The organism is Massilia sp. IC2-476, assembly GCF_020707295.1.
Taxonomy (GTDB): domain Bacteria; phylum Pseudomonadota; class Gammaproteobacteria; order Burkholderiales; family Burkholderiaceae_D; genus Telluria.
In genome coordinates, this window is sequence record NZ_JAJFER010000008.1 from 198844 (window position 1) to 218334 (window position 19491).

A 19491-nucleotide genomic window follows, 5' to 3' on the forward strand; every position below is an offset into this window, starting at 1 on the left:
TAATCCGGATAATTCAGGAGGGAGCAGATAGTGGACAGGTTCGACGGCATGCGGGCGTTCGTGCGGGTGGTGGAGGCGGGCAGCTTTACCAGGGCAGCCGAGACCCTGGGCATGAGCCGCACCAGCATCACCCAGCTGGTGCAGCAGCTGGAAGCCCACCTGCGCCTGCGGCTGCTCAACCGCACCACGCGCAAGGTCAGCGTCACGGTCGATGGCGCCGCCTATTACGAGCGCGTGGTGCGCCTGCTGGCCGACCTCGACGACATCGAAAACAACCTGCCCGGTTCCTCGCCGGCGCCGCGCGGCCTGCTGCGCGTGGACGTGCCCAGTCCCTTCGCCAACATGATCCTGGTGCCGGCCCTGCCTGATTTCCACGCACGCTATCCGGACATCGCGTTCGACCTGGGCGCCAGCGACCGCAAGGTCGACCTGATCGGCGACCGGGTCGACTGCGTCGTACGCGGCGGCGAGATCACGGACGGCTCGCTGGTCGCGCGCCACGTCGGCGACCTGCAATTGGGCGTGTATGCGGCGCCTGCCTACCTGGCGCAGGCCGGCCTGCCCGCGCATCCGCTGGAACTGCAGGACCCGCGCCACCGCATCGTGCGCTACCGCTGGACCAACGGGCTGCCCTATGCCATGCACCGGGGAGGGGAGAGCGTCAAGATCGCAGGACGCTCGATTCTAACCATCGACGACGGCAATGCCTACCTGACGGCGGGCCTGTCCGGCCTGGGCGCGCTTTGGCTGCCGGACTACATGGCGCGCGAGCACGTGGCCAGCGGCGCTCTGGTGCGCCTGTTCGCGGATTGGGCGATCGACCCGATGCCGCTCTACGTGGCTTATGCGCCGAACCGCTACCTGAGCAAGGGGCTGCGCGTGTTCATCGACTGGGTGATTGAGCTGATGGCTGTGCACGCACCACGCACAAAGGCCTAGCCACTCTTGGCAAACAGCGCAGGCACCGCATCTGCTTCCAGCGGCTCGCTGAACAGGAACCCCTGGTACTCGTCGCATGCCATCTCGCGCAGCACGGCCAGCTGGCTTTCCGTCTCGACGCCCTCGGCTACCACCTTCAGCTTCAGGCCGCGCGCCAGGTTGACGATCGAGAGCGCGATGGCGGCGCTGTCCTCTTCGCGGCCGAGGTCGCGCACGAACGCCCGGTCCACTTTCAGGCGCGACACCGGGAAGCGCTTCAGGTAAGCCAGGCTGGAGTAACCAGTGCCGAAATCGTCGATCGCGAGATCCACCCCGAGCGCGCGGATTTCGTGCAGCAGGCGGTCGACCTCCTTTTCGCGGCTCATCAGGGCGGTCTCGGTGATCTCGAGTTCCAGGGAGCCTGGCGGGACCCGGTACTGCGCCAGGCAGCGCCGCACCGTCTCCAGCAGCGACTTCTGGTACAGCTGGCGCGGCGACAGGTTGACCGCCACCTTCACCGGCCGCCCGAGCTGCCCGGCCCACTCTCCCATCTGGCGGCAGGCCTGTTCCAGCACCCAGGCGCCGATCGGGATGATCAGCCCGGTGCGCTCGGCGATCGGGATGAACTGCGTCGGCGACACCGCGCCCAGTTGCGGGCTGTTCCAGCGCAGCAGGGCTTCGAAGCCGACCACCTGCTCACCAAACACCGTGACCTTGGGCTGGTACACCAGGCGCATCTCGCCGCGTTCGAGAGCGCGGCGCAGCTGGGCTTCGAGCGTCAGGCGCTGACCGAGCTCGGTATGGCGGCTGGCCGAAAAGAAGTGCACCGCGTCCTCGACTTCGATCCCGGCGCCGCTGGCCGCGCCCTGGGCGCTGCGATACAGTTCGTCCGCATTGCGCCCATCGTGCGGGAACAGGGCCACGCCCAGTACGGGACCGAGGAAGAAGTCGTGCCCGTCCACCGGCAGCGGGGCGGACATCAGCGCGTGCAGCTGCAGGGCGAAGCGCTCCACGTCCGGGCGCCCGCCGCCGGCGTCGAGCACGAAGGCGAATTCGGCGCCGCGGATGCGCGCCGCCACCGCGCCGTCGCCCGCGGCGCCGCGCAGCAGGTCCGCCACCTGGCGCAGTGCGCGGTCGCCGGCATCGTGGCCGAGCAGGTCGACGATCTCGTGCAGGCGTTCGAGCACCAGCGCGACCGCCGCCAATTCGCGCCCGCCGCCGGCGCAGGCAGCGATGCGTGCTTCCAGCAGGCGCCAGAACTGGGCCTGGTTCGGCAGGCCGGTAATGGCGTCGAACTCGGCCAGCCAGGCCAGACGCGCCTCGGCGCGCTCGCGCTCGGTGATATCGGTCAGCACGTTGACCAGGTGGGCCTGGCCGTCCTCTCCCGCCAGGCGCGAAGTGAGCTGGATCACGGTGCGGCTCTCGCCGCTGCCGTCCCGCATGGTGCCAGTCGCATCCAGGGTGCCGCCGTGCGCCAGCACCGCCTCGTAGCGGCGCTCGCGTTCCTCGGCGCCGGGCAGCACGGCGCGCTCGTCCAGCCCGGGCAGGCTCTCGCGCGCTCGCCCGACCAGGCGCGCGAAGGCCTCGTTGGCCAGCACGATGCGGCGCGCGCCGTCCAGCACCCAGATCGGCGCGCCGACCGCGTTCACGATTGACGCCAGGTAGTCGAAGCTCTTGCCGAGGCGCGCCTCGCTGGCGGACACCATGTCGATCAGCCCGAACTGACGGCGGGTGTCGCGCGCCACGCGCCAGGCCAGCAGCGACAGCACCGCCGCCAGCAGCAGATAAAAGGCGAGCGCGGTCCACAGGCGCCCGTACCAGCCGGCCAGCGCCACGTGGCGCGCCATGCCGGTGATGATCACCAGATCGGCGCCTTCCACCGTGTCATAACCGTACAGGCCGGGAACGCCGTTGATCGGGCTGATCGCCGTAAAGCTGCCGCGGGCAGCGCGCGGCAGCTGCTCGCGGAACAGGGGTGTGTCGGCAAAGGAGCGGCCGATCCCATCCGGGAATGCCGGGCCGCGCACCAGCATGGTACCGTCGCGGTGCAGAAGGGTGACCGAGCCGCCGGTGCCGAGTTCGACCAGGTTGTACAGGCGTTCGAAGCCTTGCGAGTCCACCTGCGCCACCAGGGTGCCGATGCGGCGGCCGTCGCGTTCGCGCGCCGGCATGATGAAATTCAGGATGCCGTGGCCGCTGGCGCGGTCGATGTTCGAGATGGTGATGTGGCGCCGCGCGTCCGGCGCGGGCGCTGCGGGCAGGGGCGGCAGGGCGCGGTGTTCGCCGGCTGGCAGCAGGCTGCCCAACTGGCGCCCGGCGTTGTCGAACAGCAGCACGCGCAACAGGTAACGGTGGGTCAGGCCGTCCCGGCCGTCGGCCAGGCCCGGCACCGGCCCGCCGTCGCGCCGCAGCAGGATGTGGGCGGACTGGCGGGCGGCGCTGTCGATTGCCTGCACCACGCTTGCGGTCTGGGCGGCAAACGCGATCGCCACGTTGCGCAGCGTAATCTGTTCCTCGCGCAGCGCGTCCCGGTAGCTGTCGTACAGCATGGCGCCGGTGACCATGCCGAGCGCCGCGATCAGTCCCGCCGTGACGATTACCAGCCGCGACAGCGGAGTCGGCCGGATGCTGCGCACGGTGGGTTGGGACGGGACTTGCATGCTGCGGAGCCTGCCGGGGATGGTCGTGTGCCGATTTTACCTGTTGCGCATGGCCACACATGTGAAAACGGCCGGGGAAGTCCCGGCCGTTCTGGAAGAAGTGTTGCGGGATCAGGCGGCAGGCGCTGCGACGCGGCTCTTGCGGCTGCGGGCCACCAGGTACCAGATGATCGCGACCGGCACCAGCAGCGGCAGCAGCAGCGGCGAGATCGCCAGGGCGACGGCGACCGCCGCCACGCCCAGGGTGCCGAGCAGGATCACGCCGACGCCGGCAAACACCACGGCCAGCACCACGCTCACGACCAGCACCACGACACCCGCGATGATCACGCCGCCGCCTGCGAACAGCAGTCCCAGCACGGCGCCCAGCGGGCCGCCGACTTCCTCGCCGTCGATGCTGAAGTTCATGAAGTCCGAGCTGTCGACAGCCAGGTCCCACAGCAGCAGGGCAATCAGGAACAGGATGACGATCTTGGCAAAGTTTTTCATGGCAGGCCTCTCTTCTAGGGGGTGTGTTATGCGCGTTTCGTTGCGCGCATTTGTTTCGGTATGGTTGAACTGTAAGCGCAGGCCGCCAGACCAGCCATCGCTTTGCGACAGACTGCATGTTTGGCGCGCCGGGCCGCGTGCAGATGCGATAAGTGGCATTCCGCAACCTGCAACCAGGAGGCAACAAAGGTGGTCGATTTGCCCTTGCATTGGGCATATCCTTTCCTATACTGACAGCCTGTTCTGAAAGCAGGGGGATCCTATGCACGCTGTCAACCAACCATTGGGGGACCACCTGGCCGTTCTGCATCCTGCATTGGCCAACAGCGGCCCCAAAGGCCCACCCTCGGCGCCGCCGACCATTCCGCCGATCATCATCAATCCCTTCAACCGGGAGGCGCCGCCTCCCGCCGTGGACCCGCGCCCGACTCCGGTACGCCCACCTGTGCGCCCGCCGCGCGGGCCGGACTGGCGCTGTCCGCGCTACGCCTGAAAAAACCTCGCGCGCCCGTGCCGAATCGGGCTTCTTGATGCGGCCGGTTTCCTCTATGATCTCTGCTTTGAGGCATAAGGAAACACGACCATGAACGAGCACGACGAACACGAGCACGACGGCGCCGAGGATGCTCCCGTCCAGGAAGCCCGCCTGTGGCAGGGCAACGGCTGGACCGCGCGCGTGATCAAGAACGAGGACGACGAAGGCTGGGCCGTCGCCATGTACAAGGACGGCGAGCCGGAACCGGCCCTGGTCGGTCCCTGGACCATGGGCCGCGACAAGAAAAACCCGAAGCCGCTCGACGTCAACGCCTTCAATACTCTGATCAAGACGGCTTCGGAAGTGATCCGCCGCCATGAGCAGCACCTGCATTCCATCCTGCACAAGAACACGACCGTGTCGACCGAGAATGGCGAACTGAAGGTGACGCTGGACGTCGTGCCGGACGACGACGAACCCTACGCGATCCTGGCCGCGACCGACGAGATGGGCGAGCAGGTAGCCAAGGTGCGGGTGTCGGCCAGTTTCAAGCTGACCCCGGCGTCGGCCCATGCCTGGATCGAGAACGATTTTCGCGCCCCCCGCGGGTAAATGCAGAGTGAGAACTTGACGCCACAGCCTGCAAGATAAGGCTTCGGCCGCCAAGGATGAGCTGTTAATATTTCCCCTATGCATTTAATTACTTTGGGGAAGTAATGGATCGTCTGGCAAGGCTGGAAGCGGTGCAGTCGATGCTGCTCGAAATCGGGCAGCTCTCGACCACCTGCAGCGACATCACCGAATTTATCGGCGCGGTGCATCGCGCCCTGGGCCGCATCATGTATGCGGCCAACTTTTATGTGGCCCTGTCGGACCAGGAAGACGGTTCGGTGCGTTTCGTCTACTTCGTCGACGAGGAAGACGAGACGCCGGGCGCCGCCACCCGCATTACCCTGGGGGCGCCGGAAGAATCGCCCACTGCCTGGGTGCTGGTGAACCGCCAGAGCCTGATGATCACCGCCGACGATTTCCACGCGCGCGAGCGCGAAGGCATGAAGTGGGGCCAGGGCAGCGCCGCCGAGCACTGGATGGGCGTGCCCCTGCTCGACCAGCACCATCAGGCCCTGGGCGCGATGGTCATCCAGAGTTATACGAAGGGTGTGACCTACAGCGAGGAAGACCAGGCGCTGTTCACGCAGATCGCCCACCACGTGTCGTTCGCCCTGCAAGGCCTGCAGAGCATGGACCGGCTGGAGCGCGCGGTGCAGGAACGTACCGCGGCGCTGGCGGTGGAAGTCAACGAGCGCCGCCGCGCCGAACAGGTGCAGCACGCGCTGTACCAGATCGCCAGCCTGTCGGCCCAGGCACTGGACACCGAGGCGCTGACAACCAGCCTGCACCGCATCATCGGCGAGCTGATGGTGGCCAGGAACTTCCTGATCGCCCTCTACCATCCCGAGACGCAGGAAATTAGCATTCCGTATTTCGTGGACGAGAAGGACGCCGAGGTGCCGGTCAAGCGCTTCCCACTGGGGCAGGGCATGTGTTCCTATGTCTTGACCAGCAAGCAGGCCCAGCTCCACGACGCCACCAGCTTCCGCCACCTGGCCGCCAATGGCCTGGTCAAGCAGCAGATCGGCAACCAGGAAATCGCCAGCTGGATGGGCGCGCCGATGCTGGTGCACGAGCAGCCCTACGGCGTGCTGGTGGTGCAGAGCTACGATCCGGCGGTGGTCTACACCAAGGCCGACCTCGACCTGCTGGCCTTCATGGCCAGCCACGTGGCGGTGGCGATCGCACGCATGCAGGCCGACCGCAAGATCCGCAAGACCAAGGAAACCCTGGAAGCGCAGAACGCGGCGCTGAACGAAGCCCTGCACCAGCTGCAGGAAGCGCAGTCGGAACTGGTGCGCCAGGAGAAGCTGGCGTCGCTGGGCGGCCTGGTGGCGGGCGTGGCCCACGAGATCAATACTCCGCTCGGCATCTGCGTGACCGCGACCAGCCACCTGGTGCAGGAATTGAAACTCACGCGTGAGGAGCTGGCGGCGGGCGAGATGACCGAGGACAGCCTGAACTCTTTCCTCGACATCGTCGACCAGTCGCTGCGCATCATGACCACCAACACCCAGCGTGCGGCCAGCCTGGTGCGCAGCTTCAAGCAGGTGGCGGTGGACCAGTCCTCAGGCGACATCCGCAACTTCAATCTGTGCAGCTACCTGAACGAAGTGCTGCTGTCGCTGCAGCCGAAGTTCAAGGGCCGCAAGGTGAAGGTCGAAGTGGACTGCCCGAAGGATTTGGTGCTGGACAGCTCGCCGGGCGCGGTGTCGCAGATCGTCACCAACATGATCATGAATTCGCTCCTGCACGGCTTCGAGCGCGAGCAGGCGGGCAGCATCACGATCCGCGCGCGGCTGGAGGGCGAACAGGTGGTGTTCGACTATGCGGACAACGGCGTGGGGATGGACCGGGAGACGCTGGGCAAGCTGTTCGATCCGTTCTTTACCACCAAGCGTGGGGCCGGCGGCAGCGGGCTGGGGGCGCACATCCTGCACAACCTGGTGACGGGGGCGTTAAGTGGGACGGTGAAGGCGGAGAGTGAGCCGGGGAAGGGCTTGCAGTATCAGCTGCGGTTTCCGCGGTCGTTGAAGAAGTGATAACGCCTCCATCCACCACGTACGTGTAAACGTCATCCCGGCGCAGGCCGGGATCCAAGTTTGCCTGCCTACCGACTGCGGTTGCGCTAGTGGCGCGCGACGGAATTGGATCCCGGCCTGCGCCGGGATGACGGATCAACCGTTAGTGGTTCAAGCAGGCGTACGGACCATCAATCCGGCCAGGCCTCGTTGATCTCCAGCGCCTTGTCCATATTCTTGATGAGCAGATCCACGTAATACGGATCCAGGTGATGCCCCGCCACCTCGCGCAGGTGGGCGGTGACCTGCTCGGCCGGCCAGGCGTCCTTGTAGCAGCGCTTGTGGCTCAGGGCGTCGAACACGTCGGCCACCGCCACGATGCGGGCGTAGGGGTGGATGTTCTCGCCTTTCAGGCCCTGCGGATAGCCGGTGCCATCGAACTTCTCGTGGTGCTGGTGGGCGATCACGGCGGCGGCCTTCAGGATCGGACGCTGGGAGCCGTCGAGGATCTGCAGGCCCACGGTCGGGTGCTGCTTCATGATTTCCCACTCTTCCTCGGTCAGGCGTCCCGGCTTGAGCAGCACCGCGTCCGGCGTGGCGATCTTGCCCACGTCGTGCATCGGCGCCGCGTGCATCAGGGTCGCGACCTCGTCTTCCGGCATGCCGGAGGCCTGGGCCAGCAGGTGGCAGACCTGGGCCATGCGGCGCACGTGGTTGCCGGCTTCGTTGGAACGCGATTCCACCACGTCGCCCAGGCGCAGGATCAGTTCCGCCTGGGTGTCCGTGATTTCCTGGGTCAGCAGGATGTTGTCGAAGGCGATCGCCACGCCCGAGCAGAACACTTCGAGCAGCTGGGCGTCGATCTCCGCGATTTCTTCCACGCCTTTCAGCACCAGCAGCGACGCCTTGCCGCTGCTGTTCGGGAAGTAGCCGACATAGGTGTCGCCGTGCAGGCGCGAGATGCGGTTGTGGCGGGCGTCGTCGAGCTGGGCCACCAGTTCCGGGCCGATCTCGTGGCCTTCGATTTCGCCGATCTGGGCCAGCACTTCGTACTGGCTTTCGCCCGTGATCACGCTCGCGCCCTTCAGGCGCAGCAGCATGCTCTGCTCCAGGCGCAGCAGCGCCACCACCTGCTGCAGCAGGCCGTTGGCGAAGTCCTTCAGGTTCCGCTGCTGGAAGATGTGGGTGGAGGCTGCGATCACGCGCTCCAGGCCTTCGCGGTAGGTCTGCTGCGCGCGGCGCGCTTCCTCGACCTTCATGATGTCGCGGTAGGCGCGCAGGGCGGCGAAGGTAGTGGTGAACAGCTTGGTGCGATCGAGCTCGGTCTTTTCCTTGTAATCGTTGATGTCGTAGTCGACGATCACGCGTTCTTCCGGCGCCTGGCCCGGCTGGCCGGTGCGCAGCACGATGCGGGTGAACTGGTTGTCCAGGTCCTGGCGCATCCAGCGCGCCACTTCCAGGCCGCTGTCCTCGCTTTCCATCACCACGTCCAGGAACACCAGCGCGATGTCCTTCTCGCGCGCCAATACCTGCTTGGCTTCTTCGCCGCTGTAGGCGTGCACGAAGCTCAGCGCACGGCCGTCGAGGCGGAAACGGGACAGGGTCAGCTTGGTGATGTCATGGATATCCGGCTCGTCGTCGACCAGCAAGACTTTCCATGGAGCCAGCTTGGGCGCCGCGTTGGAGAGGAAGGACATAGGGGTACCGTTACCGTGGGTTGATTAGTCGCACAATCAAGCGGCAGGAATCGAGCAAAAAGTAGCCGCAAGTCAAATCGATTGTAGTACGACCATCATGCCTTAACAACAGGCAACATTAAAAGTGTTGGTTAACGATGTCACATCGCCCCAAGCTATGTGAGATAGATAAGAAAAATGGAGAAAAACGCCCTCAAATGTAGCGTTTTTGGCAGTTTTCACAGTAAAAGCTGCGGCGGTTGCTGTGGCCTAGATGCGCCTTCTTGAAGGGAATGTCGCAGCGCGGGCAGATGCGCTTTGCATGGGCCAGCCAGTGCTGCTTGAGCACATATTGACGTTTCCATTCCAGGAAATCGAAGCTGTATTGACGCGCTTCGTCGACCAGCGCGCGCAGCTTGGGAGCGGGCAGGGCGCCCACGGTCGAAAGCGGATGCACGCGGATGCGGAACAGCACTTCGTTCTTGATGATGTTGCCGACCCCGGAAAAGATGTCCTGGTCGAGCAGGGCGTCGCAGGCCAGCATCTCGGGATTGGCGCGCAGCTTCTTGCGCGCCTTCTTCGGATCCCAGGCGTCCGACATGACGTCGGCGCTGAAATCGTAGGCTTCATAGGTAGCGCGGTCGATTTCCTTGACCTGGCAGGCGTACAGGTTGAGCACATCGCCATTCGCGGTCTCGAGCGACAGGCGCGGCGTCTTTCCTTCGCGCCCTTCGTTGATACGGTAGGTGCCGAACAACAGGAAGTGCACCCGCACCACCATCTCCTCGGTGTCGATCAGCAGGTGCTTGCCCCAGGTGTGGATCGCATCGATGCGCTGGCCGACCAGGCGTGCCGGATCGATGGCGCGGACGTTGCCGTCGGCGCGGACGATTTCCTGGCCCGTGAAGTCGGTAACCAGTTCCTTCAAGATATATAGCGATGGTCCTTCGGGCACAATGCGACCTCCTCCGTGCCATTGTCGGCTGAGCCAGCGAAAACCGGTGTGCGGGGCCTAACATTTGGATACAAAACTTCGACAAAGGAGCACTGGAAAGACGGCGCAAAGGGCGTATATTCGGAACATGAACCAGTACGAAACGACGAAAGGGAAAGCAATGAAATCGGTGATTGGCAAGGTGGCCCTTGCAGGCCTGCTCGCGCTGGGTCCCGGCGCCGCCTCGGCGGGCGTGACCGTCAATTATGTGGATTCCGACAAGTTCTCGGACCTGCCGTTCGCGCCGTGGGAACGCAAGGAAGTGCTGGACGACCTGGCGGCCTTCTTCGCCGAAATCGGCAAGCAGCTGCCGCCGGGGCAGGACCTGACGGTGGAGGTAACCGACATCGACCTGGCGGGCCGTGAATATCCGGGCACCCGCAGCGGCCGCGACCTGCGCGTGCTGAAGGGCGGCGCCGACTGGCCGATCATGAACCTGCGCTACACCCTGACCAGCAATGGCCAGGTGATCTCCAGCGGCCAGGAAAGGCTGACGGACATGAACTACATGAACCGCATCAACCGCCTGACCGACGGCGACCGCCTGCGCTACGAGAAGCGCATGGTCGAGGATTGGTTCAACAAGGCCATCCTGCACAAGAAGTCCTGATGCCTCTGCACTTGTTGCACGCGTAAAAAAACGGCGCCGATGGCGCCGTTTCTCGTTTCCGCAGGGGCGAGTCAGCCCTTGCTATCCATCCCAGCGCGCGCCGCCGCCGCTTTATCGGCTGCTTCCTCGGCTGCTTCCTTCGCCACCGCCCGCGGGTCCTTGACGGTGTAGCCCGAGGGCACGGTGAACAGGGCAGCGGCCGGTTCCTCGCGCTTGAGGTCTTCCAGGCGGAACACCGACTCGCCGCTGCGCGGATCGCTGCGCTTCTGGTAAACCACGGCCTGCAGCTCCGGCGAGATCCAGGTTTCGGTGCTGACCACGATGGCATTGCGGTTGCCGATCTCGCCGGCCGGGATCTCGTAGCTGCGCAGGGTGCCGTTGGCCTTTACGCCGTTGAACTCGCGGGTGCCGAGGTCCTTCGACTCCGCCTTCGCGGCCCATTTGTGCTCGCCGATGGCGCCGGCGATCATCGGCGCCACGCGCGCCGCGGCCTGCGCTCCCGCCACCTGCGCGATGCGGATCTGAACGTCCTTGTGCTCGCCACTGATGCCGCCCGGGCGCTCCACCTGCTTGATGATCACGCGCTCGCCATCGGGCAGCTTGCCTTCGCGGCGCAGCTCCTCGATGCGGGCACGCGCCTGCTCGGCGGCGACGCGTGCCTGGGCGCCGGCGACCCGTGCCTCGGCGCTCGCGGCGCGGGCTGCGGCAGCAGCGGCGCGGGACTGCTCACGGGCTGCGATGGCAGTGGTGTTTGGCGCCACAATCTTGATTGCGCTCTTGTCGCGCGGACGCAGGACGTAGCGCACGCCTTCCACCGGATCGGCGATGGTGACGCTGACCACCTCGCCGTCGGGGCCGAGCACTTCGGTGCGGCTGCGGCCGGCGCTGTCGCGGTAGCTCCTCGAGCTGTTCTTCTTGACGATCTGGTTGCCGTCGCCCAGCGTCTGGACCTTCTCGGACACCATCTCGGCGCGGTAGGGCGCGTTCTTGACCATCCTGGCGTGGTGTACCAGCAGGGCGTGGCTGTCGATCCCGTTCAACACCGTGAGCGGCTCCAGGTTGCCGAGCCTGACCTGGCCGTTGTCCGGCGTGCGGATGACGATGCGGCGGCTGCTAGCCGGTTCGTCCTCGAAGCCCATGTCCTCGGCCAGGGCCGGCGCCAGGACACTGGCCAGCAGTGCAGCAATCAAGATCTTCTTCGTCGTCATCGCATCCTCTTGTGGTGAGTTGTATCGTTTTTTAGTTGACGGAACTGAGCCGCACGGCCAGCGGGTGGCCGTCAGCGGCGACAAGCATCTCGGCCCGCACGGTGTCGGCCGCGTTTTCCGGGCTGACCGGCACGCCGAGCGGCGCCAGCGCGGTGCGTGGCACCTCGGCCTCGACCAGCTGGGCGTCGGGCTCGGCTTCGATGCGCTCGAGCGTGTCGAGGGCCACGAAGGCGGCGCCGTTGTCGAAGCTGACCAGCGGCTGGCTGCTCACGCGCACCGCTTCGTGCGGCGCCTGCGCCAGCAGCAGGACCACCACGGTCAGCGAGCACAGCGCGCCGGCGGTGCCCCATTGCGGCAGGCTCAGGACCTGGTACCAGCGGCGTTTCGGCTTGTGCTGGCGCTTGAAGGCCTGCATCAACTCCTTTTCGACACAGGGCGGGGCGTCGAGGCCGGCCAGCTCGCCGCGCAGCGCGGCAAAGGCAGCGCTCAGCTTTGCATCTGGGCCGTCGTTTATTCCATTCCTGTTCATGTCCATCATTGACTCCATCCATTCGCTAGGCAGGCGCATGCGCCCGGAGGCGCTTCGCCAGGGCCGCCCGGCCACGCGACAGGCGTGAGCGCACGGTGCCGATGTCGACCTGGCAGACCGTGGCGATCTCCTGGTACGACAGTTCATGCAGTTCATACAGGATGACCACGTCGCGGTAGTGCGCCGGCAGCAGGGCCAATGCCCGCCGCACTTCCTCGGCCGCCTCATTGCCCAGCAGGCGGGCGAGGGGCTCGGCACCTTCACCGGCGGCGTCCAGCTCCAGCTCCCCATCCTCGTCGGCCTCCGGCAGCGCCACCTGGCGATGGCGCGCTTCCTCCAGCTTCAGCACCAGATTGCGCGCCACCCCGAACAGGAAGTGCTGCAGCTGGCCTCGCAGCGGGTCGAAGCCGAAGCGCTGGGTCAGCAAGCCCATGAAGGCTTCCTGCACCACGTCCGCCGCCATCTCCGGCGCGCCGCAGCGCATCAGGCAATAGCGGTACAGCGGACCCTGGTGGCGCCGGTACAGCGCCGTAAAGGCGTCGGCGCGGCCCGCATGCATCAGGCGCAGCAGTTCGTGGTCGGCGGTCTCGAGGGGCAAGGTCGTCATGGTTGTCATCTTTACCCGTATTCCGGCGGCGGTGACGAAAAGTTCCAGCTTTTTTGGAAACTGCCGAGCCGGCCGGTGGCGAGTGACAAAGCGCGTGTTTTCTGGGCCAGGCTTTTGCTATCGTTGGGGGAGAATGCCTGATACCCCAGCAGGAGAATGGAGCTCCCCATGAAACGCTGCTTCGCCGCCCTCGCCGCATGGCTGCTCTGCGCACCGGCGAGCGCCTGTCCGGAACTGGACGCGCTGGCCAAGCGCTACGGCATCACCTTCGGCGGCTTTCTTGCGCCGATATCGGCCGTGAAGCTGCCGGCATTCTCGAAGACAGGCGACTTGCTGCACCTGCGCCTGCCGTCACCGGAATTCGTCAGCGACGGATTCCGGCACAAGGTGGTGTACGACACGTCGACGGCGAAAGCCTGGATCCTGCGCACCGGCGGTTTTCTCGGCGTGCGCCAATGGTATGGCCCGGTGGATGCGGGTGATGCGAAGCTCGAGAACTGCCGGGCCGAAGCGGAAAAGGTCGTTCCGCCTATCCACAAGAGCTGAGCTGCGCTCTCAGTCGACCCAGTTGACCCGGTCAAACTTGCCGCGGAACTCCTCCGGCATCATCACGACCTGGCTGGTCTTGTAGTTGAAGAAGACGAAGCCGGACTTGGCCATGGCGATCAGCTTGCGGTCGCGCGGGCGGGTGATGCGGAAGATGATGTCGCCGCCGTATTTGTTGAAGTCCATCACCCCTACCTCGAACAGCAGCTGGTCGCGCGCATGCGCTTCGGCGCGGTAGGTGGTCGCCAGGTCGGTGACGATGATGCCGGTGCCGTCGCGCTCGGTCTCGGCCACGCCGAACTCGAACAGGAAACGCGCCCGCGCCTCGGAGATCATCGAGATCATCGAGTCGTTGCCGAGGTGGTTGCCGGCATTGATGTCGGTGACGCGCACCGACATCGGGGTGGAATAGTAGAACTGGTCTTCGGGGAAGGTAAGTTGTAAGCGTGCCATCTCTCTATTCTAAACTCATGGAGTAGTCGATCGTCCAATTCTATAGAGGATGCCGCGCGACGTCATGAGGTACAACTCGCCCTGACCATCCTTGCCGAAGGAGACGACGTTGCCGATGCTGCCCACGTTCCATTCGCGCTGCTCGCTGACACTGCTGCCGCTGGCCAGGAAGCTTTTCAGGAAGCCGCGGCAGTAATCCGAGTAGAAGTAGCGCCCGGCCAGTTCGGGCATCGCGCTGCCGCGGTAGACGAAGCCGCCCGTGATCGAGCAGCCGTTCGCATCGTTCGTGCCGTGGTCGTATTCGAAGGCGGGCAAGGTCAGGCCGGTACGGTCGCAGGTGGCGGCGTTGTAGCACAGCGTGCCTTCCATCGTGTTCCAGCCGTAATTGAGCCCGGCCGCGTCAAGCGCGCCGATATTGACCTCTTCGCGCCGGTCCTGGCCGACATCGCTGAGGTAGAGCTGGCTTGCATCGAACGCAAAGCGCCAGGGATTGCGCAATCCGGAAGCCCAGATCTCGGCGCGCCGGTTGGCCTGGTTCGCGTACGGGTTGCCGGCCGGGATCGCGTAGGGCTGGCCGGGCGCGGCGGCGCGCACGTCGATGCGCAGCAGCTTGCCGAGCAGGGAGTTCAGGTTCTGGCCGTTGCCTAGCGGGTCGCCGGCGCCGCCGCCATCGCCGGTGCCGATGTACAGGTTGCCGTCCGGGCCGAAGGCGAGCTGGCCACCGAAATGGTTGGTGTAGGTCGGGTGGGGGACGCGCAGGATGGGCAGGCTGGAAGTCGGGTCGGCCAGGTTCGGGTTGCTGCCCACGCTCAGGCGCTCGATGACGATGTTCTGCTGCGGATCGGTGTAGTAGATGTAGAAGTAACCGTTGCGCGCGTATTGCGGATCGAAGGCCATCGACAGCAGCCCGCCTTCGCCGCCGGTAAACACGCGGCCGCTGATGTCGAGGAAGGGCGTGCCGAGCGTGATGCCGTTCTCGACGATGCGGATGCGTCCCGGCCGTTCGACCACGAACAGGCGCGTGTCCCCGGTGGGGGCGGTGAGATAGGTCGGGTTGTCGAGGTTGACCGCCACCTGGCTCAGCGCGATGTTCACGGCCGCGCCCGCATAGGTGACGGTGGCGCTGGCCGTGGCGCCGGCGCTGACCACCGCGCTCTGCGTGGCGGGCGAGGGCGTGTAGGTGATGCCGCCGGCCGTGACCGGGTTGGCGGCGATGTTGTAGCTGCCGGGCGCGAGGTTTGACAGGGTCTGGGTAGCGGTGAGGTCTTGCTGGTAGCTGGCCGGACCGTTGACGCGCACCGAGGCGTTCACGCCCGCGGGCAGGCCGCCGGTGGTGACGGCCAGCGAGCCGGTCATGGCCGCCGGGGGCTGTGGGGCCGGCGGGACGCCGGGCGTACCGGGATTGCCGCCGCCCCCGCCGCAGGCGCTCAAACAGGCGACAAGGATCAGCACAAGGACCTGCAGGTGAGTCCACGCACGCATGACAGTCTCCCGGAGTTCAAGGTTTGCCGGCACATCGGTAGCGTTCATTTTGCCAGTAATTACCTGCTTTGCCATTGAAATTCCTGCCAACGGTGCATGGTCTAACCCTCCCCAAGGGGAATTCACTCACCGTTTCAAAGGGAGAACATCATGCAAGCAATTTCCGAGATCATGACGCGCGACGTGCGCGCCATCCCGCCCGACGCCAGGCTGCAGGAAGCGGCGCAACTGATGCGCGACCTCGACGTGGGTGCGCTGCCCGTGTGCGAGGGCCGGCGCCTGATGGGCATGGTCACCGACCGCGATATTGCCGTGCGCGCGGTGGCGCGCGGCGTGGGGCCGGGCGACGCGACCATCGCCGAGGTGATGAGCAAGGACGTGTCCTGGTGCTTCGCCGACCAGTCGGTGGGCGAGGTGCTGCAGCAGATGGGCGACCAGCAAGTGCGCCGCATTCCGGTGCTCGAGCGCGACAGCATGGAGCTGGCCGGCATGGTCTCGCTGGGCGACCTGGCGACCCGGCAGGGGGCGCCGGTCGAGAGCACGCTGGACGACATTTCGCGCGCCGCGCCGCCCCAGCGTCCGGCCACCGGGAAGCAGCCGACCACGTCCAAGAATTAAGGCAGCAGCTTAGCGCGTCAGGCGGTACATCAGGAGCGCGGCGCGGATCGCGGAACGCTCCAGCGAAGTCAGGTCGACGCGCTCGTTCGGCGAGTGCGCCGCGCCGCCGCTCGCCCCCAGGCCGTCGAGACTGTCGATCAGCGGCGCCACGAACTGGACGTCGCCGGCCCCACGCGCCGTCGGCGGCACCGTGCCCACCGGGCCGAGCCCGGCGTCGCTGCTGGCCTGCGAATACAGCGCCAGCAGCTTCAGGTTGCCCGGCGTGACCGCCATCGGCGGATAGGAATCGCGGAAAGCGATGCTCGCGCCGGCGCCCGGCAGGCTCTGCGCGACGATCTCGCGCATGCGGGCCTGGGCGCGGTCGCGCTGGGCATAGTCGAGGTAGCGCAGGTCGCCGCGCACGACCACCTTGTTGGCGATGACGTTGGTCTTGCCGGCGGCCGTTCCTTTGGCGTTGGCTTCGTCGTAGGCGACGTCGGTGCCGCCCAGGATCACACCCGGGTTGAAGGTCAGGCCCGGCTCGACCACGTGCTGGCGGAAGCCGTCGAGGATGCGCGCCGCCTCGTACACGGCGCCATAGCCGGCATTGCCGAACACGCCCTGCGAGTGGCCCTGGCGACCGGTGACGTCGAGGTCGAAGCTGGCGGTGGCGCGCCGTCCGACGGTGGCCATCGCCTGGCCGTCCGGTCCCGTGACTGCGCCCTCGAAGCTGAGCGCGACGTCGCTGCGTTTGGCCAGCTCGATCATGTCGCGGCGCGAGATTTCGCGCGGATGGCCGGCTTCTTCCTCGTCGCCGGTGAGAACGACGGTGATGCTGGTGTTGTCGAGCGCGCCGGCGCGGTGCAGGGCGCGCAGGGCGGCAATGACCACCACGTTCCCACCCTTCATGTCGCCCACGCCCTGGCCGCGCGCCGTGGTGGCGCTGTCGCGTTCCCATAGCGGGCCCGGCGCATCGGCTTCGAACACGGTGTCGAGGTGGCCGAGCAGCAGCAGGCGCTTGCCTTTGACTTTACCCTGTGGGCCCCTGCGGTTCGCGATCAGGTGCCCGGCGCGGTTCATCTCGCGCGGCATGTCGATCCAGACTGTCTTGAAGCCGAGCGCTTCCAGCTCCTTGCGGAACACGTCGCCGGTGGCCCGCACGCCGGCCAGGTTCAGGGTGCCGCTGTTGATGCGCGCGCTGCGTTCCAGCAGGTTGATTGCCTCCGGCTGCCAGGCCCTGACCTCGTCCGCGATGCGCTGCTCGACCGCGGACAGGCCCTGCGCCTGTGCGCCTGCGGAGAGAAGCGCTGTCAATACGAGGGAAAGGGCGAGCTTGCGCGGCATGTCGGCATCCTGTGTGATCGAGATGCACAACTTTACTACGGCCAAGAGCACGCAACAAAACACGCTTGCGAGCTGAGCAACAACTCCCCTACACTGGACCGCGAACACATCCTCATTGAAAGGAAACGCATGAAGTTTGCTGTCCAAGTTGTGCTGGGTCTTTCCCTGGTCGCCGGCAACGCCGCGTTTGCCGCACCCGCGGCAGCGCCATCGCAGGCTGCGGCGACGAATCCCGCCCACGTGAAATCCGTGCAGGACCTGCTGGCCGCGATGCAGGTCGAAAAAGTCCTGCGGGGCGTTGCCGGACGCAGCCGCTATCCGAGCGAAGCCCAGCGCAAGGAAGTCTTCGCCAAGCTCGACAGGACGCCGCCCGCCGAGGTGCACCGTCGTCTCGCGGCGCCGCTGGCGTCCGTCATTTCGGCCGACACCGCGGCCGAAATGACACGCTTCTATAACACTCCGTACGGCAAGAAAGTCATCCACGACAAGTACAACAGCGGCCCGCAGATCATGTTTCCGGGCTCCAAGCCGGTCGTGCCGCCGGAAGAGAAGAAGGAGCGCAAGCGCGCGGCCTACGTCAAGGCCAGCAAGGAACTGGCGGACGCTCAGCCGGCGATCGAGAGCGAAGCCTTCAAGCTGCTCCAGGCCCTCAACAAGGAAAAACGCTAAGACAGGTTTTCTTCTTCAGCGCAGTGCGGCGGTGGGCGTATGCCCGCCGCCGGCCTGGACGGAGCTCCGGATTCCCGCCAACTCCAGGCCGGCGAACACGAGCACCGTCAAGGCCTGGACCGCCAGGTAGGCAAGGCCCAGCACATTGGGTCCTTCCATGGCGGCCACCAGCGCGCAGCCAAGCGCCCAGCCGACATTACCGATCACCAGGATCCAGAGCAGCAGCGCCGGCACCGGCTTGCCACGTGCAAGCCAGGCCAGCAGCAGGGCATAGCCAGCCAGGAACGCGCCGGTTTCGAACAGCAATTCCTGGGAAAGGCCCAGCAGGTTCGCCAGCGAGCGCGTCAGCGCCAGCTGCAGGGCGGCAACGAGAATGCTGGTGAGGGCGTCCGCAAGCAGCACGCGTTGCAGGAAGGTGGAAGGAAGAAGGGTTTTCATGTCGGCTCCTTGGATGTGGAGCCCTCAGTGTCCTGCCGCCGCCAGCGTGCGGCAATTACCCGTCAGGTAATCAGGGCTGCGCTGCTTCGCGCGTACGCGCCTTGGTGACGATCCCGGCAGGATTGATGAGCACGACGAATTCCGTAAAGCGTCCGCCACCGGCCGGCGACTGGTAGACCCAGGCCTCGTAGCCACTGTCGAACACCACGTTCTTCGTAGGCCCGAAGGCGGTCAGCAGCTGGGCCTTCGTGGTTACCCCCGGAACGACAGTCTGCTGCAGGCGCGCGGCCGCCACCTGGGCGCCGGACGGCGCGGGCGAGCTGGCGCAGCCGGCTAGAAGGAGCAGGGCGAGCAGCGCGCGCTTCATGGCCTGTCCTCCATGTACTCGAACTCGACCAGGGTATCGTCCGGCCAGGATTGGTCCCAGATCGGCGCGTAGAAGGTGCGGTCGAGCATGACCTGGCAGTCGCAGTATTGCAGGTCGGCCCTGGTCTGTTCGCCGCCCGCGTACAGCATGTTGAAAGGCAGGGTCTCGACGCGCTCGCCGGCACGCAGGCGCACCGCGAACACGGGACGCTCGGCGAAGAACAGGTAGTTGCCGTTGGGGCTGCCGCACACCTGCTCGGGCGAGATAAGGGCCTCCGAGATCCACTGGAACAGCGGGGAACTGTTGGAAACCAGGCCGGCTTCGACGCCGACCCGGCACTCCAGGCGCATGTCGCCCAGGCGCCGCGTGCCGGGCGGCAGGCCGGGCGTGATGACCTGGGCGCGCCAGGTCATGCTGGTGGTTTTGCGGTTGGCCACCACAGCGGCGTCCTCGCGCAGCGCAACATCATTACGCGGGAGGACGAAGCTGTTGTCGGGCGCGACCGGGACCGGCACGCTGACGCTGTCGCCGGCGATGCGCAGCGTAATGCCCGTCATGTCGACGGTCGGCAGGCGCGGCAGCAGCTGGAAGCGCAGCGGCGCGTTGGGCGCCAGGGCATGTTCGCGCGCGAAGCGTTCCATACCCTTGATCATTTTCCGGTAGGATTTGTCGACCGGGTCGCGGGTAGATTGCACCTTGACGGTCGCGGGCTGCCCGGCAGCTTGTGCCTGGGCAGCCGCAGGCCCGGCCAGAGCGGCCAGGCCGAGAATGACGCGGACCAGAAGCCGCGTCATGG

The 19491-nt window shown here is 66.1% G+C and carries 21 protein-coding genes; 8 read left to right on the forward strand and 13 right to left on the reverse strand.

The features are described 5' to 3' along the window. Positions 1 to 30 precede the first annotated feature (30 nt). The gene (locus LK539_RS20075) at positions 31 to 939 is read left to right on the forward strand and encodes a LysR substrate-binding domain-containing protein (RefSeq protein ID WP_227802833.1); all 909 of its coding nucleotides are present in this window, start codon (positions 31 to 33) and stop codon (positions 937 to 939) included. Here LK539_RS20075 and LK539_RS20080 read toward each other — a convergent pair. Further along, on the reverse strand, positions 936 to 3578 hold the full coding sequence (locus LK539_RS20080; RefSeq protein ID WP_227802834.1) for an EAL domain-containing protein: 2643 nt from the start codon (positions 3576 to 3578) through the stop codon (positions 936 to 938). The genes LK539_RS20075 and LK539_RS20080 overlap by 4 nt on opposite strands. 111 nt (positions 3579 to 3689) lie before the next feature. Next, on the reverse strand, positions 3690 to 4067 hold the full coding sequence (locus LK539_RS20085; RefSeq protein ID WP_227802835.1) for a hypothetical protein: 378 nt from the start codon (positions 4065 to 4067) through the stop codon (positions 3690 to 3692). A 262-nt stretch (positions 4068 to 4329) separates the two neighbouring features. Here LK539_RS20085 and LK539_RS20090 point away from each other — a divergent pair, with 262 nt between their 5' ends. The 3 genes from LK539_RS20090 (at position 4330) to LK539_RS20100 (ending at position 7196) form a co-directional block, all read left to right on the forward strand. Continuing rightward, positions 4330 to 4560, forward strand: a complete 231-nt coding sequence (locus LK539_RS20090) for a hypothetical protein (RefSeq protein ID WP_227802836.1) — start codon at positions 4330 to 4332, stop codon at positions 4558 to 4560. 90 nt (positions 4561 to 4650) lie between these two features. Continuing rightward, positions 4651 to 5154 (forward strand): hypothetical protein, encoded by a 504-nt coding sequence (locus LK539_RS20095; RefSeq protein WP_227802837.1) that lies wholly within the window; start codon positions 4651 to 4653, stop codon positions 5152 to 5154. A gap of 104 nt (positions 5155 to 5258) precedes the next feature. Continuing rightward, a complete protein-coding gene (locus LK539_RS20100) occupies positions 5259 to 7196 on the forward strand; it encodes a GAF domain-containing sensor histidine kinase (protein ID WP_227802838.1) in 1938 nt (645 codons plus the stop codon). Between the two features lie 170 nt (positions 7197 to 7366). Here LK539_RS20100 and LK539_RS20105 read toward each other — a convergent pair whose 3' ends face one another. Together LK539_RS20105 and LK539_RS20110 are read right to left on the reverse strand one after the other, a co-directional pair. Next, a complete protein-coding gene (locus LK539_RS20105) occupies positions 7367 to 8872 on the reverse strand; it encodes an HD domain-containing phosphohydrolase (RefSeq protein WP_227802839.1) in 1506 nt (501 codons plus the stop codon). Between the two features lie 193 nt (positions 8873 to 9065). Further along, on the reverse strand, positions 9066 to 9806 hold the full coding sequence (locus LK539_RS20110) for a DNA-formamidopyrimidine glycosylase family protein (RefSeq protein WP_227802840.1): 741 nt from the start codon (positions 9804 to 9806) through the stop codon (positions 9066 to 9068). A gap of 160 nt (positions 9807 to 9966) precedes the next feature. Here LK539_RS20110 and LK539_RS20115 point away from each other — a divergent pair, with 160 nt between their 5' ends. Then, entirely contained in the window at positions 9967 to 10455 is a 489-nt protein-coding gene (locus tag LK539_RS20115) for a DUF3016 domain-containing protein (protein ID WP_227802841.1), read from the forward strand. 71 nt (positions 10456 to 10526) lie between these two features. On the opposite strand, the gene LK539_RS20120 is transcribed toward LK539_RS20115, so the two are convergent. Genes LK539_RS20120 through LK539_RS20130 form a run of 3 tightly spaced genes read right to left on the reverse strand, consistent with a single transcriptional unit; the run spans position 10527 to position 12799 of the window. Then, positions 10527 to 11663, reverse strand: coding sequence for a hypothetical protein (locus tag LK539_RS20120; protein WP_227802842.1), 1137 nt, complete (start codon positions 11661 to 11663; stop codon positions 10527 to 10529). A 31-nt stretch (positions 11664 to 11694) separates the two neighbouring features. After that, positions 11695 to 12201 carry a hypothetical protein gene (locus LK539_RS20125; RefSeq protein WP_227802843.1) on the reverse strand — a complete coding sequence of 169 codons (507 nt, stop codon included), beginning with the start codon at positions 12199 to 12201 and terminating at the stop codon, positions 11695 to 11697. A 16-nt stretch (positions 12202 to 12217) separates the two neighbouring features. Beyond that, on the reverse strand, positions 12218 to 12799 hold the full coding sequence (locus tag LK539_RS20130) for an RNA polymerase sigma factor (RefSeq protein ID WP_227802844.1): 582 nt from the start codon (positions 12797 to 12799) through the stop codon (positions 12218 to 12220). Positions 12800 to 12967: 168 nt separating this feature from the next. Between LK539_RS20130 and LK539_RS20135 the strand changes: the two genes are divergently transcribed. Further along, a complete protein-coding gene (locus LK539_RS20135; RefSeq protein WP_227802845.1) occupies positions 12968 to 13345 on the forward strand; it encodes a hypothetical protein in 378 nt (125 codons plus the stop codon). Between the two features lie 9 nt (positions 13346 to 13354). On the opposite strand, the gene LK539_RS20140 is transcribed toward LK539_RS20135, so the two are convergent. Then, positions 13355 to 13798, reverse strand: coding sequence for a thioesterase family protein (locus LK539_RS20140; protein ID WP_227802846.1), 444 nt, complete (start codon positions 13796 to 13798; stop codon positions 13355 to 13357). A gap of 15 nt (positions 13799 to 13813) precedes the next feature. Then, a complete protein-coding gene (locus LK539_RS20145; protein WP_227802847.1) occupies positions 13814 to 15280 on the reverse strand; it encodes a sorbosone dehydrogenase family protein in 1467 nt (488 codons plus the stop codon). Positions 15281 to 15430: 150 nt separating this feature from the next. Between LK539_RS20145 and LK539_RS20150 the strand changes: the two genes are divergently transcribed. Beyond that, positions 15431 to 15898, forward strand: coding sequence for a CBS domain-containing protein (locus LK539_RS20150; protein WP_227802848.1), 468 nt, complete (start codon positions 15431 to 15433; stop codon positions 15896 to 15898). A 9-nt stretch (positions 15899 to 15907) separates the two neighbouring features. Here LK539_RS20150 and LK539_RS20155 read toward each other — a convergent pair whose 3' ends face one another. Beyond that, positions 15908 to 17221: a M20/M25/M40 family metallo-hydrolase gene (locus LK539_RS20155; RefSeq protein ID WP_227802849.1), complete on the reverse strand. Its 1314-nt coding sequence runs from the start codon at positions 17219 to 17221 to the stop codon at positions 15908 to 15910. A 129-nt stretch (positions 17222 to 17350) separates the two neighbouring features. Here LK539_RS20155 and LK539_RS20160 point away from each other — a divergent pair, with 129 nt between their 5' ends. Continuing rightward, positions 17351 to 17890, forward strand: a complete 540-nt coding sequence (locus tag LK539_RS20160; protein ID WP_227802850.1) for a hypothetical protein — start codon at positions 17351 to 17353, stop codon at positions 17888 to 17890. Positions 17891 to 17905: 15 nt separating this feature from the next. On the opposite strand, the gene LK539_RS20165 is transcribed toward LK539_RS20160, so the two are convergent. The 3 genes from LK539_RS20165 to LK539_RS20175 all read right to left on the reverse strand — a co-directional run bounded on the left by LK539_RS20165 (position 17906) and on the right by LK539_RS20175 (position 19489). Further along, on the reverse strand, positions 17906 to 18328 hold the full coding sequence (locus LK539_RS20165) for a hypothetical protein (RefSeq protein ID WP_227802851.1): 423 nt from the start codon (positions 18326 to 18328) through the stop codon (positions 17906 to 17908). Between the two features lie 70 nt (positions 18329 to 18398). Next, positions 18399 to 18695 (reverse strand): hypothetical protein, encoded by a 297-nt coding sequence (locus LK539_RS20170; protein WP_227802852.1) that lies wholly within the window; start codon positions 18693 to 18695, stop codon positions 18399 to 18401. Next, the gene (locus tag LK539_RS20175; protein WP_227802853.1) at positions 18692 to 19489 is read right to left on the reverse strand and encodes a hypothetical protein; all 798 of its coding nucleotides are present in this window, start codon (positions 19487 to 19489) and stop codon (positions 18692 to 18694) included. Before LK539_RS20175 ends, LK539_RS20170 begins: the two co-directional genes overlap by 4 nt. Positions 19490 to 19491: the final 2 nt, after the last annotated feature.